Annotated in this window: 15 protein-coding genes and 1 pseudogene; 2 read left to right on the top strand and 14 right to left on the bottom strand. The window is 41.0% G+C overall.

What is annotated here, in order from left to right:
• Positions 1-447 precede the first annotated feature (447 nt).
• Complete coding sequence (locus JL57_RS35260) at positions 448-615, top strand: hypothetical protein (protein WP_291300438.1); 168 nt, start codon at positions 448-450, stop codon at positions 613-615.
• 208 nt (positions 616-823) lie between these two features.
• Positions 824-1327, top strand: coding sequence for a DUF2680 domain-containing protein (locus JL57_RS22690; RefSeq protein ID WP_034144200.1), 504 nt, complete (start codon positions 824-826; stop codon positions 1325-1327).
• 184 nt (positions 1328-1511) lie between these two features.
• On the opposite strand, the gene JL57_RS22685 is transcribed toward JL57_RS22690, so the two are convergent.
• The 14 genes and pseudogenes from JL57_RS22685 to JL57_RS22620 form a co-directional block, all read right to left on the bottom strand.
• Positions 1512-2951, bottom strand: a complete 1440-nt coding sequence (locus tag JL57_RS22685; protein ID WP_034144199.1) for a DASS family sodium-coupled anion symporter — start codon at positions 2949-2951, stop codon at positions 1512-1514.
• Positions 2952-3051: 100 nt separating this feature from the next.
• On the bottom strand, positions 3052-3306 hold the full coding sequence (locus tag JL57_RS22680) for a class I SAM-dependent methyltransferase (RefSeq protein ID WP_291300437.1): 255 nt from the start codon (positions 3304-3306) through the stop codon (positions 3052-3054).
• 26 nt (positions 3307-3332) lie between these two features.
• Complete coding sequence (locus tag JL57_RS22675) at positions 3333-3617, bottom strand: class I SAM-dependent methyltransferase (protein WP_034144198.1); 285 nt, start codon at positions 3615-3617, stop codon at positions 3333-3335.
• Positions 3618-3743: 126 nt separating this feature from the next.
• Positions 3744-7172 carry a BREX-1 system adenine-specific DNA-methyltransferase PglX gene (pglX, locus tag JL57_RS22670; RefSeq protein ID WP_034144197.1) on the bottom strand — a complete coding sequence of 1143 codons (3429 nt, stop codon included), beginning with the start codon at positions 7170-7172 and terminating at the stop codon, positions 3744-3746.
• Positions 7173-7256: 84 nt separating this feature from the next.
• Positions 7257-7922, bottom strand: coding sequence for a DNA repair protein RadC (gene radC, locus JL57_RS22665; protein ID WP_034144196.1), 666 nt, complete (start codon positions 7920-7922; stop codon positions 7257-7259).
• Between the two features lie 262 nt (positions 7923-8184).
• Positions 8185-8475 (bottom strand): annotated as a pseudogene (locus tag JL57_RS22660) (ArsC/Spx/MgsR family protein); the annotation flags it as partial.
• Positions 8476-8651: 176 nt separating this feature from the next.
• A complete protein-coding gene (locus tag JL57_RS22655; protein ID WP_034144209.1) occupies positions 8652-9230 on the bottom strand; it encodes a nitroreductase family protein in 579 nt (192 codons plus the stop codon).
• Positions 9231-9439: 209 nt separating this feature from the next.
• Entirely contained in the window at positions 9440-9763 is a 324-nt protein-coding gene (locus JL57_RS22650; protein WP_034144194.1) for a YbjQ family protein, read from the bottom strand.
• Positions 9744-9959, bottom strand: coding sequence for a hypothetical protein (locus JL57_RS22645; protein WP_034144193.1), 216 nt, complete (start codon positions 9957-9959; stop codon positions 9744-9746). Before JL57_RS22645 ends, JL57_RS22650 begins: the two co-directional genes overlap by 20 nt.
• A 173-nt stretch (positions 9960-10132) precedes the next feature.
• The gene (locus JL57_RS22640; RefSeq protein WP_034144192.1) at positions 10133-10495 is read right to left on the bottom strand and encodes a YccF domain-containing protein; all 363 of its coding nucleotides are present in this window, start codon (positions 10493-10495) and stop codon (positions 10133-10135) included.
• A 175-nt stretch (positions 10496-10670) separates the two neighbouring features.
• On the bottom strand, positions 10671-11468 hold the full coding sequence (locus JL57_RS22635; protein ID WP_034144191.1) for a DUF3786 domain-containing protein: 798 nt from the start codon (positions 11466-11468) through the stop codon (positions 10671-10673).
• 443 nt (positions 11469-11911) lie between these two features.
• Entirely contained in the window at positions 11912-12556 is a 645-nt protein-coding gene (locus JL57_RS22630) for a superoxide dismutase (protein ID WP_034144190.1), read from the bottom strand.
• A 131-nt stretch (positions 12557-12687) separates the two neighbouring features.
• The gene (locus JL57_RS22625; RefSeq protein ID WP_034144189.1) at positions 12688-12861 is read right to left on the bottom strand and encodes a hypothetical protein; all 174 of its coding nucleotides are present in this window, start codon (positions 12859-12861) and stop codon (positions 12688-12690) included.
• 146 nt (positions 12862-13007) lie between these two features.
• Entirely contained in the window at positions 13008-14174 is a 1167-nt protein-coding gene (locus JL57_RS22620; protein WP_034144188.1) for an amidohydrolase family protein, read from the bottom strand.
• Between the last annotated feature and the right edge of the window lie 106 nt (positions 14175-14280).

Raw genomic sequence — 14280 nt, 5'->3', positions numbered from 1 at the left:
TAGGCGGTCATTCGACGTGAGGCATAAGGATTATAAAGCGTATCAAAATTAAGCATCTTACGCATTCCTCCACTACTTGTATTTCTGTATTAGCTTGGCATTAGCCCCTAGTTGAACAATGATTACTCGTCCTTACACAAATCCTATAATCAAGCAACAAACTGTACTCAGTAAGTAGGATAAGAAGGCCACAATTTGGTCTGAGCACCTCTCTATATGATCGAAAAGACCTGTACTATTTTACCATTTTGTTCCACATTTTTAAAGTAGTGCATATTATGTGGTATCACTGGAAGGGAGGAAATTCAAATGGCATTTGATAACGTTGGTGGAGCAGCTTATGGTGGCGGAAAAGGCTTAGGCGCAGGGATCGCCGCAGTTGTAGTCATAATTCTTCTTCTAATCGCAATGGGAATTGTATTTTAATTTAGAAAGGTGGAACTTCTTATGTACGGAATGGGTTATGGTGGAATGACCGGAGCATGTTGTCCTCAACCTGTTGCACCAGTTGCTGCAGCTTGTGGCGGCTATGGTGTTGGCGTAGGCGCAGGTGTAGGAGTAGGCATTATCGCAATCGCTATTTTGATTCTTATCGCATTAGGCGTCATTTTCTAAAATGACGTCTGAGATATCTAATAAATGGAGATACTAATGATTCTGATATAATCTAAGAGGGCTACCACTTCATATGTGGTAGCCTTTAACTAATTTGAATTAGAACCTAATGACATAGTTGTTTCAATCTTTTGACATACTTTTGACAAATATTCTTACTATAATTCAATCATAAGTTAAATCAAATAACAAAAGGAGTGCATAAACCATGAAAAAGTTCAAATCTTACATTGCTGCAGCCACGATCGTGGGACTCTTAGGGGTAACCGGAACAGCCTTCGCTGCCATAACTGGTCAGACTCCAGCAGAAATCACAGCTGGCTTGACTGGAAAAACCGTAGATCAAGTTACCTCGGAAAGAGCTACAGGAAAAACCTATGGTACCATCGCTAGCGAAGCCGGAAAGTTAGACGAGTTCAAAGCTCAGACTCTTGAACAAAAGAAAGCCATCCTTGACCAAAGAGTCAAAGATGGCAACCTCACTCAGGCACAAGCAGATGCTATGCTCAACTCCATAGCGACGAATCAAGCCACCTGCGACGGAACCAGTACTGCCAGATTAGGAAGAAGCATGGGAGCTGGATTTGGTCAAGGGCAAGGAATGGGTCTGGGGCAAGGTCAAAAACGAGGGCAAGGGATGGGCAATGGCTATGGCCAACGTAACGGAGGCGGCTTCGGCGGTGGAATGGGCAGTGCAGCTACACTGAACTAAGCTACCCAATTCATTTAAAAAATACGGCTGGGAGATTATGATGTTCCTGGTTGGAGAAAATGTAACTTAGCCTATACGTTGCCACGTTGGCAGTTAGAGGAAAACAGAGGACAGGTTGCTTGTTTCGGTTGAAACAAGCAACCTGTCCCTCTGTTTCCCTTGGTAAAGATAAGTATATACTACGTTACCACAAGCCAATAACTTTCCAATACGCTAAACCAATCGTAAGATAGACCACAGTTGCTAATAAGGTCACTACAAAACCGATCTTCCACCAAGTTGTTTTTTCCACATAACCTGTACCCATCAGTAAAGGGCCTAATCCATTCCCATAATGTGTTAAAGTCGAAGAAATCACCATGAGAAAAGCAACTAGGAACACAGCTGGATACTTTGGAGCCCCAGTGACTGCTACAAAGCTGAAGATAACCGGTGCAAAGGTGGCGACATAACCGACGAGTGACGGGAAAAAATAGTGAGGAATGATCGCTAACAGCGCGATAATCACAAACGTGCTAAACGTTCCTATTCCCTGGGGTAGGGTACCTTCCATCACACTGGTCAACCACTTAAAAAAACCAAGATTACCAAGTGCTGACGATAAACCAATAATTCCTCCGAACCAGATCAGAATTCCCCAGGTCTCCTTCGAGTCAGCTATATCCTGCCATTGGATCACATCGGTTAGAATCATGATCGTGACCCCGAGGAATGCCACAAGCGTCGTATCAATTTGTGTCATGCTACTAGTGGCCCATAAAACCAAACATAGCATAAAAGTCACTCCAACGATTATTTCCCTTTTTGTGACTGAACCCAAGGCTTTAAGTTGTTCACGGGCCATTCCCCGAACCTCTTCAACAGAAGTTAATTCAGGGGGATACATAATATAGACAATAATTGGAATGAGGACAAAGACGAGGAACCCAGGAACTGCTGCCAGTGTCCACAAGCTCCAGCTCACATTAACTCCTAAAATCTGCGCAGCGAGTTTCATTGAAAGGAGATTCGGACCCATTCCCGTCAGAAACAAACTTCCTGCAACCATATCCATCATATAGAGCAAGACCGTAAGATAAGCGCCTAGCCGACGGGGATTCTCGTAAGGTTTGGAACCGACGACCTCAAATACTCCTTGGGCCAAGGGATAAACCAAGCCTCCCACACGAGCCGGGGCTCCCGGAATCGTCGTTGCCAGCATGAGATCGGTGACCCCAAGAACATACCCTAGTCCGAGACTGCTTTTACCAAATGCTTTGATAAGAATGAGTCCAACGCGTTTTGCCAAGCCACTTTTTTTAAACCCCAGACTCATCATAATAGCCACCACAATCAGCCATACAGTAGTATCTGTATAGCCCACTAAAACATCTTTTATTGGAACGACGAAAAGACCTGCAGCCGTTACTCCGACAAAAATAGCACTTGCCTCCGGAAGTCCTTGCAACATCAGCATGAGAATTGTCCCTGCAAAGATCCCGAATAACTTCCAAGCCTGCACCTCTAAGCCATTTGGAACTGGAATAATAAAGAAGAGGACTGCAAACAAGATGGGGATGAGGATTTTTAGAGTTCGCCCGCTCAATAGGTCATGAGTAGTCGGAACCTTAATGGTCTGGCTCATACATCACTCATCCTTATGATTTTAGTTTTATAACCTTTTGCGAGGTCAAAGCTCAGGATCTAAGCAAAAGATAGTATCCTTGATCAAGCCTAAGCGTGGTTTAATTCGGGGCAAGCTCAAAAACTACGCTATAGTAATTCTCCCCTAACGAAAATTTATCGAAGGTTATTAATCCTTTGCTATTTCCTATTTCTTCTACATACTCTTCAGAAATCCTATGGTCAACGGGTGGCCCCATGGGTGTTTTTCTCTTATGAAACTCAATTATCATAAGCTTACCCTTTGGTTTTAGAATTCGTTTTATCTCATCAAGCATTAATTCTTTATTTTCGATTTCATGAAGTACGGTTATCATGATCGCCATATCACAGCTATGATCATCTAAGGGAAGTATAGTATAGTAGACTCGACCTTCTTGATTTTCAGGTTTTTAATATTGCGCTCAGCCATTCTACTCTTAAGTAATTCTATCATACTATCAGATATTTCAAGTGCATAGATATCATTCTTGCTTATTTCTGTAGCTGGAAAAGTAAATACCCCCGTCCCAGCTCCAATGTCACACAGTATCATGTTTTCTTTAAATCCTGCTTTGATTAATGAATTCTTCGGATTAAGCTCTACTATCCTTATGTGATTTTCAAATTTGAGTGTTTTATCGTTCATTCAACTTATCTCCTTAGTTTAGTTTTGGCCCCATTCTGGGCATTGCGCTTGAAATTTTTCTATACGAGCAGTTATATGATCTAGATTCATTATAACACTTACTGTTTCCATACTTATTTATTGAGATTAGATCTTCGTGAGCACTTTTGCCAACTTGGCGTAATTGACGACAACTCCATCATCCAGATCAATTTCAATCTGCTGGTCGGCGAGATTATGAATCACTTCATCATATTTCTTTAGCTCATCCATCTGTTTGGTTAGGGCTTTCAAGCGTTTTGTCGTTTTGGCCTTTTCAGGTGGAGAGTCTTCAGACACCAGCACTTGTTTTAAGCGCAGACACTCTGCTTCAAGTTTATTTTGCAGGGGGTGTAGATAATCCGTACGTACCCGAGATACCGTATTTCTGTCATAGCGGTGCATATAAACTAGGGCGTTAAAGCCTTGTTCCTTGCCAGATGTGAATAACCAGTAAATCGGCCTTTTCTTATAGATTTGAACATGATTCTTGTAGAATTCCTTGAGAAAATAGCGGCGTATACAATCTTTGCTAGTCTCATTGACCTTTCTGCCTATAGATTCGGCAATGTAGTCGAGATTTGCAGCCATGGTATTCCTGCCAAAGGTGACTTCTACGAACTTCACAAATCGAGTCACAATATCATCCTCAAAATAGGGATCACCTAAGACAGGAAGAATACCATCGTCTTCTGCCTTAAAGACTTTGTATCTTTGTGGATCGAACTTTCCACCGGCGAAGACTAACCCTTCCTCATCGAGAGAATATCTGCCCAGTATACAACCTACGGCATAGGAGATATAGGATTTAATGTCCCGCTCTTGGTCGGCTTTGTTAATGGTTACCTCAGTTTCTTCAATTTCAGGAGTAAGTTCGTCTTGTAAGCCATATGCCTGAATGAATATATTGTTGATCTCTTCTTCTTTGGTTTTTAATGAATTGAAATTTTCTTCCGAGAATGCTGACCATTGATTATAACTTTCTTCAAGAGTGTTAAATTTGTGCCTTACAAAGGGATGACTAATAAAGTCCCAAGAAGTTTCGAAAGAATCCCAGTCATTCTTTGCAAGCCGAATCAATTCTCTCACACTTCTATTATAGTTAGGGTCCTTATAAATATTTTCTATGGAGTTCGGAAGTGGAAGACGAACAACATCTGCTATCTGAAGGTTGATTGTTGGGTTTAATAACTTAAAGATAGTTCTGGCAGGTTTTGAATTCAGACATCCTAAGATAAATAATCGTTTATCTTCATCTGCGAAAACCCCTGGACCACCTGAGTCGTACAAACAACCTTCTGGAATCCATCTCATGCTAAATGGTCCGCTCGTAATATATGAAAAACCTACAGACGGCAGATAATAGTAACTCATATTTACTATAGTTCTCGTATATGATTTATTGATTGTTTTGGCATACGCAATAACTTCCTTACCAGAATCCTCCCAGTTTATTACATGGTCAAGATATCCATACCATTTTCTGTAACCACCACCTTTGCTATATGGAAACCACTTAGCTCTAGATTCTAAAGCTTCTAATTCATTATGAGCCTGTTTAAATATTGTGGTAATCGCTACTTCATGCCAATATCTGAGAAACCGATTATTATCAGATGTTGTCATACCTCTTTTCACTTCAGCAAAATGGTCAAGTGGTATTCCGTGCTCAAATATTGCTAGGATTCTAGGGCTTGCCCAATAAGCAATTGGAGAACCAGGTATTTTTTTAAAGACCCTCTTATCTGCCCTAAACCAATTTGCACGATCATGAAACTTATTTTCCTTGGCTTCTGCTGAATTGTAGTCAACAAGGCGCACATAGGTCCCTATCGCATTTTGGACTAAGCAATTTCTTAACACAAAGGCCGTAGCTTGAACTACTTGTCCACCAATCTCTTCAAACGCTCTGGGACCAAGATGATTCATTGAACTTATTAAAAGATTAGAAAAAATTTTTTCTCGCAACTTCTCCATACTGGATAGAAACATCCAAGAATGTTGAGTAACCATTGAGATATAGCCATTTTTCATGCAATCCTCAAGACACTTTTCAATAAATACCGCGAACAAATCGCTTTTACTATTAGCAAAGTTCTTATCTATATAATCCGACAGCCTGGGGTTCATTCCCTTTCTTCCCATATAAGGCGGATTAGTACATACCACGTGATACTTAGAACCCATGATCTTCACCTGGAGCAGAATCCCAGGCAGCTTTTCCAGGATAATGTCCCGATAGGCTACCTCCAATGAATCCCTTGCCACACTGTTTTTTATTTTATCCAATCTTTGATCCAGAAACTCCAACTCTAGTTCCCGTACATCTAAAATTGAGCCAAATTCCTTAGCATCCCTAAAAGTATTAACTAAATAGGAAATAAGATCTTGCTGACGATTCTGCTCAAGTTTCATTGCCTCCCTATCTACCAGAATCTTTCTTACCTCATCTCCCATCCAGTTACTCTCTTGAATGGCACAGATATTCAGCTTAATATTTTCTTTAAATATCCCTCGGTTCTTACTCCTTGCCTTCATCATGACGGCAAAGGATGCCAATTGAGCGGCACGGTCATCGATATCTAAACCATAAAGGTTATTTTCCAGAATCAACTTGGGAACATCCGCTTCCATATATCCGTAACTCGTATAGATTTCATACAGTAACTCAAAGGCATAGACAAGAATATGCCCTGATCCACAGCAAGGGTCTAAGACTTTAATATCTAATGGATTAAGGTCAGGATTTATTAGTGTTTCGAGTTCTCGTTGCACCTCGGGTTCTTGGGCAGCTTCCTCAATGTAATACTTCCACTGACCTTTCAGATCCTGATTGGGGTGGGATTCCAGCCACAGTCTGCCCAAGGAGTTCTCCACCATGTATTGGACAATCCATTTCGGCGTAAACAGTTGAGTAGCTGCCGGGATATTTTCCTTGGTAATTTTCTTATTATTCTTCAGATCGGCAAAGACTTTATCCTTCTTCTCAGAAATGTAATACTGATGTAGCCAACTGATTACCTCGACTTCTTTCCAATCTTCCTCAGGGATGGCAGTCACTAACTCTCGGATGACAGACCCATCCTTTAATAGATTGTTGGGAAAGATCAGTTCGGTATAATCTGATATCGTCTCAAACATAAAGGGCAAAAACTCATTTAACTCATTGCATTGGTGAATAATAACATCCGGTTCCACACTATTTGGATCGATAGAGGGCAAGACCCGCCCTCCTTTGGGCAGGTAGTCGTTGACCTCCATGAAACGCAAGGCAATAAAACGGTTAAACCATGTGTAGGCAATCTCAGCGATGACCTGGTCATAGCCTTTTTGCTCAATTTCCTTGATCAGCTTATCCCGTTGTAGCTTAAGGGCTTTTTCTTGAGGAATATCGCTAAGGATGATATGACTCATTTCTTGCTTGAATTCTGTAAAACTCTGTGCTGTAATGCCTATTTGAAATGCCTTTTGCCTGACTTGCTCGGTCAGCTTCTTTTGCGCATTGACGGCATAATTTTTTAGGGCTAATTTATCCAAAAGTGCGCCTCCTACTATAACAAGCCTAAAACTTCGCTTAGCACGAATATCGCTCTAGTTTATGGGCAAGACGGCAATGCTCCACTATAGTAATCCCTTTTCCGCACAACTAACATAGGCTTCTCCTGCAGCAATAATGTGGTCCAGCACGGATATAGAAATTTGTTCTAAAGCAACTTGAATTCTTTTCGTCACTTCAATATCTTGCGGCGAAGGAGTTGGATTCCCTCCAGGATGGTTATGTGCAAGAATGACACTGTGAGCTTTATGTCGCAAGGCCGTTTCCACAATGACCCTTGGGTAAACTGATGCTTGGTCAATTGTCCCCTCATGGACAAGCGCCGGATATATCACGTTATGTCGGGCATCCAGACAGATCACATAAAAAACTTCATAGGTTCTTCCCGCACAGAGTGTTAAGACATACTCCCCTGCTTTGGCGGTGCTATTGAGGGTAGGTCTTGTTCCCCAACGATCTTTCAGATAAATTCGAGCCAAAGAAGGCATAAAAGCTAACAAAATAGCAGAGTTTTCTCCCAAACCCGGAGTCTTAGCCAGATCCTTAGGGTCAGCTTCCAAAACTCCAGACAAAGAACCATATTTATTAATCAAAGAATGAGCGAGTTCGTTAGTATCCTTTCTTGGTATGGCATAAAACAACAGAAGTTCTAAAATTTGATGATCTTCGAAACCATCTAATCCTTCTTCAAGAAATCTATTTTTCAATCTGTTTCTGTGTCCTTGATGCATGGATTAACGCCATTCCTTTCGTTTTATGGTCAAGTTCTATCCCTTTCGGTATTTCTACACTTTTCCAGATTAACCTGCTTTTGTGTTTAATTTATCTTATCTTCTTGTCTAGAGAACCACTAAATTCATATAGAAAACAACAATAGAGCCCTTCAGGGCTCTTGGGTAATTATATCGTTATTAATTCATCTTAATTCTTGTAGCCTGCTACAAGTTATTCTAGATCGCGAAATTTAAAGGGCGGATACGAGAAACTATAGTATTACTTTACTTCTGCTTTGAAACCGATAATTAGCTCGCTGTTCCTTACAACTAGGGGACGGATAATTGCTTTTGGATTTGACGAGAGAAAACTTGCTACAGCCGATTCGTTATACTCCTCAAGTTCTTTTCCAAGTTCCTTATATGTTTTGCTCTTTTTGTTGAGCAGACTCTGAACGGGAATCCCCCCAAGATTAGCTAAGTCAGTAAGTTCTTCAACCGAGAGAGGGCTTTTCACAATGTTCCGATATTCAAACTCCACATTCTGTTGCAGAAGACCCGCTTCTGCTTTACGGCAAGTCGTTCACTGGGGAAAACAATAAAATGTCAGCATTTTTCCTCCTTCTGTGGGTTAACTGTTGGCGTTTATTCGAAGAACCACACTTATGGTCGGATGTGGTTGATGTAGTCAATTATTTAGCGTAAGCACCCCCATTGGCAAAAGCTTTCGGGGCGCTTAAGCATATGTTATGCTTCTACCTTAAAAATTAAGTCGTCCAGAGCACGCTTCGGCACATGATGAATTCCTTGCTGATCTCTCCAATACTTAATGTCTCCAGATTCATTCACTTCCTCTATGACCACCACTTCTTTAGGTTTCCCTAAAGCAATCACCGTCGCGATGGCAAAATGCTCAGGTAAGTGTAGTTCTTGGGCTAGGGCGACACGATCAATGGAATTGAATTGGCATCCTCCTAACCCTTTTTCTGTGGCACCTAACAAGATGCTCTGAACGGCAATCCCATGATCCCAAAAGAAACCTTTGCTAATACTCTGATCATGAAGCACGACCACATAGGCACTTGGCCTCTCTCCTTCTTCTGGTCCATCCCAATCTTTATAGTAACCAGCCCATTTTAGTGTTTTGAAAATCCGCTTATTTGTTTCGAGTGTCTGGGATAAAACGAACTTTAGAGACTGGAGGTTCCCACCCGTTGAAGAAAGTCTTGCTAGATCAATGAGTTCTCTTAAGGTCTCCTGGCTTACCTCTACGTCCTGATAAAATCGACGATAGGTTCGGTTTTTAGCAATAAGTTCACGAATCATCATTATATCCCTCCTCGTATTTAGTATATCTTCTAGTGTGAAAAAGACCATAGCTAAGTTTGTTCTAATTTACTTCACTGCAGCAATTGGTTTACACCAAATTAGATACCAAAAATAAGATCCCTCAGGCAGATTTGTACCTGTAGACTCTTATTGGATTGGATGACTTCATATTTCGCCTTGACATCAATCTTCTTGAAATTTTAAGCCTACAAATTTTTCTTTACCTTAACGGCAGTCCCGTAAACAAGTATTTCTGCTGCCCCCTGCATTACATTTGAGGTTGCAAAGCGAATATTAATAATGGCATGAGCTCCCAGATTTTCGGCCTCCGATACCATTTTGCCGGTAGATATTTGTCGGGATTCGTCGAGCATTTTACTGTATTCTTTTAATTCTCCACCGACAATTTGTCTAAAAGCAGCTAATATGTCTTTTCCCACATGCTTCGCTCTGATGGTACTTCCTTTAACTAATCCCAAGGACTCAGTTATTTCATAACCCGGTAGATAGTCAATATTTATTAAGATCATTTTTTTCGCCCTCCTTATCTTTAATTCTCTCCTTGATTAGTAGTATTAACAACAGTCCAGCGCTTATCACACCTAGAACGATAGCTACAATTACAATAATTGGAATCAATGAAGGAGAAATAAAAGCCATACCCATTATTCCAAAAAAGTACAAAGCTATACAGAAAACCAGTACCCAACTTAGGAGTTTAATCATCTATTTCCCCCCTTACTGCGGATCATCTCTATTGTTCTTCATTATAGCATGTCATATTCAAGGTGTACTCTATACTTAATAATTTTGCGTTAGGGAAATTGCCCAGTGACGAGTTCATTGCCTACTTTAATTTTTCTGTTTTTTCCTGCATATATAAACACTGCTAAGGTGATCTAGCGTATTTTCGCTCCAAAAGGGATGAGCCCAAGTGTAGCAAATTTAAAATGCTGAAGTCCAAAGGGTATACCTATAATTGTTAGACAAAAAATAGCACCGATAACGAGATGAGCAATAGCAAACTCCCACCCGAATACAACGAGCCAGATAATGTTAAAAATTAATCCTCCTGCCCCGAAATGTCCGAGTTCTATTTCTTTTCCAAAAGGCCACAAGACAAACTTCGAAATCTTAAAACATTGAACACCAAAAGGTATGCCAATTATTGTTACACACAGGATTAACCCTGCTAAAAGCCAAATAATCGAGGCAATGATCCCTCCAAATAATAGCCAAATGAGATTCCCAATGAGATTCATGGTCTTCCTCCATTTCCTTATACTCTACTATATACTCTATACTTTCTATTCTGGTTTATAGTGCAAAGTTCATTCTTCTTACCTCATACCCTTACCCTTACCCTTACCCAGTATGGTAGTGATAAATGATAATCTATGGTGTTTAAATAAGTGCCATAATTACTCACTTCGGAGCTTAATGTCTGGAGGTGATCTTTTGAAACATCACCAAGAGCCCAACGCAAAGTCTATAGATTGAATCAATATTAAGATTATCTTCCGCTGTCGTATCAAAAAAAACATTGAGTTTGGATTCTAGATCCTCTTCTGGCTTGGTATAACAAATAAGAATTGGTAGCTTTGGCAGAGGGTGCAATACAAGGGAAATATCAGAGGTGAAAGTTGTTTCCACAGGCTTGCCGTTAAAAATATAAATCATGTCCTCAATAAGATCCGGATGGGTATCTGTAAGTTGTTTTAAAGGTTTTTCAAACCTTTGTTCAAAAAAGGCATCCCATACGGTCTCATTACTAAGTTCCCTGAAAGAAACCCATTTTCCGGAAAGCTCTTTTCCTGCACTATCAATAATATAATTGAGTAGGGGAACCATTACCCAGACATTGTTATGGCATTCCGTTATAATAGTTCCCTCCGAACTGACCGTGAAGTCCTTTCCAAGGCACTTAATGGTCAAATCATCTCCAGAAAGCCTAGCCCCCAATCGTTCTACAGATGCAGAGAAATCTACTGTGACAATCTCTCTTTTCAACGGTTCGAGTACTTGCTTCAGTTGCTCTTCTGGAGTCATTTGTTTAATAATTTTCCCATCAAGTTCCTCAATGATCCTGCTTTCCAGATGAGGGCACTCAGCGAGACGTTTTTGCCCCTTTATCACCGCAGCAGCAAACGCCAGGCAGGTTGCCACCTCACACTCTTTGCAATTTGATTTTGGGAGTAACTTGTAGATTTCCAGTGGATTATCTAGTTGTGACATATACATTTCCCCTTCCTGTAGGATATTAATTCAAAAGTAATAAACTAGAGAGTTGGACCTCGCACATAATTCTTCCTTAATCTAGATTCTCTATTAACTCTCTTTTTCCTTTCTTGATAGAACTTATTTCAATCTTCTTAAGTACTTTAACCAGAATATTTAATCTAACCTCGGACAAGTTCCTTGCCTAAATGCTATGCTCAAACCATCTACTTTGAAAGAGGTTAAAGTCGTTATGAATGGGCAATCCTGACTCTCTTGAGCCCCGGTTATCCACCTTCTCCGAGCCCTACAAAGCCTGTACGGCCGCTAAACTCTTCTTGAATGAAGCAGTAAATCTGATTATGCAAAATCATCGCCATTTTGTCTAACCTCAAGAAGCCCTAGAAGCCAACAGTAGATTACTGGCTTCCAGGGCTTCTTTGTTATGATTGATTAAGGGCCTAGCTCAAAGGCATCTGGGCCTGCATGGCCAGCATTAGCCGCCTTTCAACGTCTTGCCAGTTCACTAATTGCCACCAAGCTGTTACGTAATCTTTGCGTTTGTTCTGGTAATCTAGGTAATAAGCATGCTCCCAGACATCCAGGACAAGTATGGGAATACCACCCGCTTGAAATAAATCCTGATGCTTTTCAATGGTTAGAATTTCTAATCTTCCCCAGGCCGGTTGCCATACAAGCAAGGCCCATCCGGATGCTTCAACATTGATTGCGGCTTCTGTAAACTGTTCCCCAAAAATAGCCAGACTATCAAAATAGCTCATGATATGTTTGATCGTTTGCGCCCCGGGGGTCTCCCACCTGTTTCCCAAGGGAGCCATTGAAGTCCAATAAATACTATGTAAAATATGCCCTGACCCGTGAAAAGCGAGTTCCCTTTCCCAATGTTTGATTAAGGAAAAATCCCGTTTTCGCCTTGCCTCGCTCAGTTTAAGTTCAGCTTTGTTCAAACCTTCCACATAAGCCTTATGATGTAGGTCATGGTGAATTTGTAATAATCTAGAACTGATCACAGGCTCAAGAGCATTATACGCATAAGCAAGCTTAGGTAACTGATGTTGCCCCATTGGCACTATCATAGAATGCATATAAATTAGACCCTCCTTCACACTCTCCAATTACTTGGTTCAATAATTGGTAGTCTTCCATTCTAGTTATAGATTATTACGTGGTCACAACGTTAGAACCGGAGCGTTGCTTGCCCTACAGACTAATCCTATTACATAGTCATTATTGTCTGAAGTATCGGTAATCCATAATAAACAAGGGCAATAATAATCGCTATAGTAATCGCCAATTTAAATAACTTTTTTAGAATAAAGCCCACAGCAGCGATTCCTAAACCTAGCATCAGTATTTCTTGTAACCCTAGCCCAGCGGTAAAAGTCTCCATAAATTCCCCTCTCTCCTATTGCTCTTAATCTTTAATCTTTAATCTTTTAGCATTTAGCATTTATACTCCACAATCATAACACGCGCTTCAAAAAGAAGAAATAAGCGGTAAAACACATGAAACAGTGAAATTGACCCCTTGGTTCGCTACCCTAAGTCATTCGCAAGTTGAAGTAGACTCATGGGGGTTCCAACGTCTAACCTCCCTAATTCAGGACTGCCGAGAATCCGGGCATTTTCATGAGTCGCCATACGGTAGACTTCGAGCTTCGGGATTCCTGCTTGAATCATCCAGTCTATCTCATCATACAGGCTCTCAGCGTGAGGTACTTTATAAGCACCGGCATCTGTGCCAACACCTAATCGGACGTTTAAATGATAGGCCTCTTGAATTTTAGTAAGTTGTGCCTCCTGAATCCTTTTCAAAGTGTTGATTTCATGGGCAGAGTAACGATCATTTGGATATTTTAAGAGATTTCCGATCGGTGCAACCGTTGGGACCCAAGCAATTCCTTTTTCTCTCATCCGCTCAAGTTGTCTGGTCGTCATATAATATCCGTGTTCGATGGAATCGACCCCAGCTGTGATAGCCATCGAAATTCCCTCATCCCCACTGGCATGTGCCATGACAGGTGTTCCAAGTCTATGTGCTGCATTTACCAACTCTTTTAAATCCGCAACCGACCACTGAGTTGGACCCACCTTCTGATAATCATCAAAGCGGATCAGTCCAGTCACAACTACTTTAAGTTGGTCTAGGCCTTGGTCGAAGAAGTCCCTCTCCTTTGCCTGCCACTCTAAAATATCCTTAAAGCCACGACCAAGAAAACGACCATACATTCCTACTCGGTTCACAGCCTCATGCACTGAAATGACCTTAGGTCCTGGCCAAACTCCTTCATTGACCCTGTTTTTGGCGAGCCATGAAAAGCCAGGTAAATCGCCGCCATCTCGAATAGCCACAATTCCCCTTTCTAGATAGTGCCTCAAAAATCCTTGCATATTTTCCTCGATCAAGCAAGGCTGTGCCCAATTCTCCAAGCACTGATAAAAATCAAGGCTGTCTAACGCTAAATGCACATGGGCATCTATCCATCCAGGCAAGAGAAAATAGGAATCCCAACGCAGTATACTATTAGGATAACTCTCTAAAAGATTCAATGGCTCAATTGAGTTAACCTTGCCTTCCTTCCATGTTAAAATAGTGGGCTGTGAGCATAAACCTAGTTCCTGGCTCCAATACCCTGCGACGACTGCTTCTCCCTCATCAGGAATCTCTAAGATTTTTTGTATTGCACTGCACGAAATATACATCGCCCTATACCTCAAGCGTGTATTTCAAGGTTTTTGTTACAACATCCATATCCATAATCTGCTTCCTTTCCAGAGTGTATCATTTTGAGTTAAATAATCTTCAACG

The organism is Desulfosporosinus sp. BICA1-9, assembly GCF_000802135.1.
This window is presented reverse-complemented; position numbering and strand designations above follow the sequence as displayed.

Bases quoted from the DNA above. Each gene is read 5' to 3' on its own strand.
- JL57_RS22630 (WP_034144190.1), bottom strand. From the start codon at position 12,556: ATGCATTCTATGATAGTGCCAATGGGGCAACATCAGTTACCTAAGCTT.
- JL57_RS22680 (WP_291300437.1), bottom strand. From the start codon at position 3,306: ATGATAACCGTACTTCATGAAATCGAAAATAAAGAATTAATGCTTGAT.
- JL57_RS22655 (WP_034144209.1), bottom strand. From the start codon at position 9,230: ATGATTCGTGAACTTATTGCTAAAAACCGAACCTATCGTCGATTTTAT.
- JL57_RS22690 (WP_034144200.1), top strand. From the start codon at position 824: ATGAAAAAGTTCAAATCTTACATTGCTGCAGCCACGATCGTGGGACTC.
- radC (WP_034144196.1), bottom strand. From the start codon at position 7,922: ATGCATCAAGGACACAGAAACAGATTGAAAAATAGATTTCTTGAAGAA.
- JL57_RS22645 (WP_034144193.1), bottom strand. From the start codon at position 9,959: ATGATTAAACTCCTAAGTTGGGTACTGGTTTTCTGTATAGCTTTGTAC.
- JL57_RS22620 (WP_034144188.1), bottom strand. From the start codon at position 14,174: ATGTATATTTCGTGCAGTGCAATACAAAAAATCTTAGAGATTCCTGAT.
- JL57_RS22625 (WP_034144189.1), bottom strand. From the start codon at position 12,861: ATGGAGACTTTTACCGCTGGGCTAGGGTTACAAGAAATACTGATGCTA.
- JL57_RS22650 (WP_034144194.1), bottom strand. From the start codon at position 9,763: ATGATCTTAATAAATATTGACTATCTACCGGGTTATGAAATAACTGAG.
- JL57_RS22675 (WP_034144198.1), bottom strand. From the start codon at position 3,617: ATGAACGATAAAACACTCAAATTTGAAAATCACATAAGGATAGTAGAG.
- JL57_RS22635 (WP_034144191.1), bottom strand. From the start codon at position 11,468: ATGTCACAACTAGATAATCCACTGGAAATCTACAAGTTACTCCCAAAA.
- JL57_RS22685 (WP_034144199.1), bottom strand. From the start codon at position 2,951: ATGAGCCAGACCATTAAGGTTCCGACTACTCATGACCTATTGAGCGGG.
- JL57_RS35260 (WP_291300438.1), top strand. From the start codon at position 448: ATGTACGGAATGGGTTATGGTGGAATGACCGGAGCATGTTGTCCTCAA.
- JL57_RS22640 (WP_034144192.1), bottom strand. From the start codon at position 10,495: ATGAATCTCATTGGGAATCTCATTTGGCTATTATTTGGAGGGATCATT.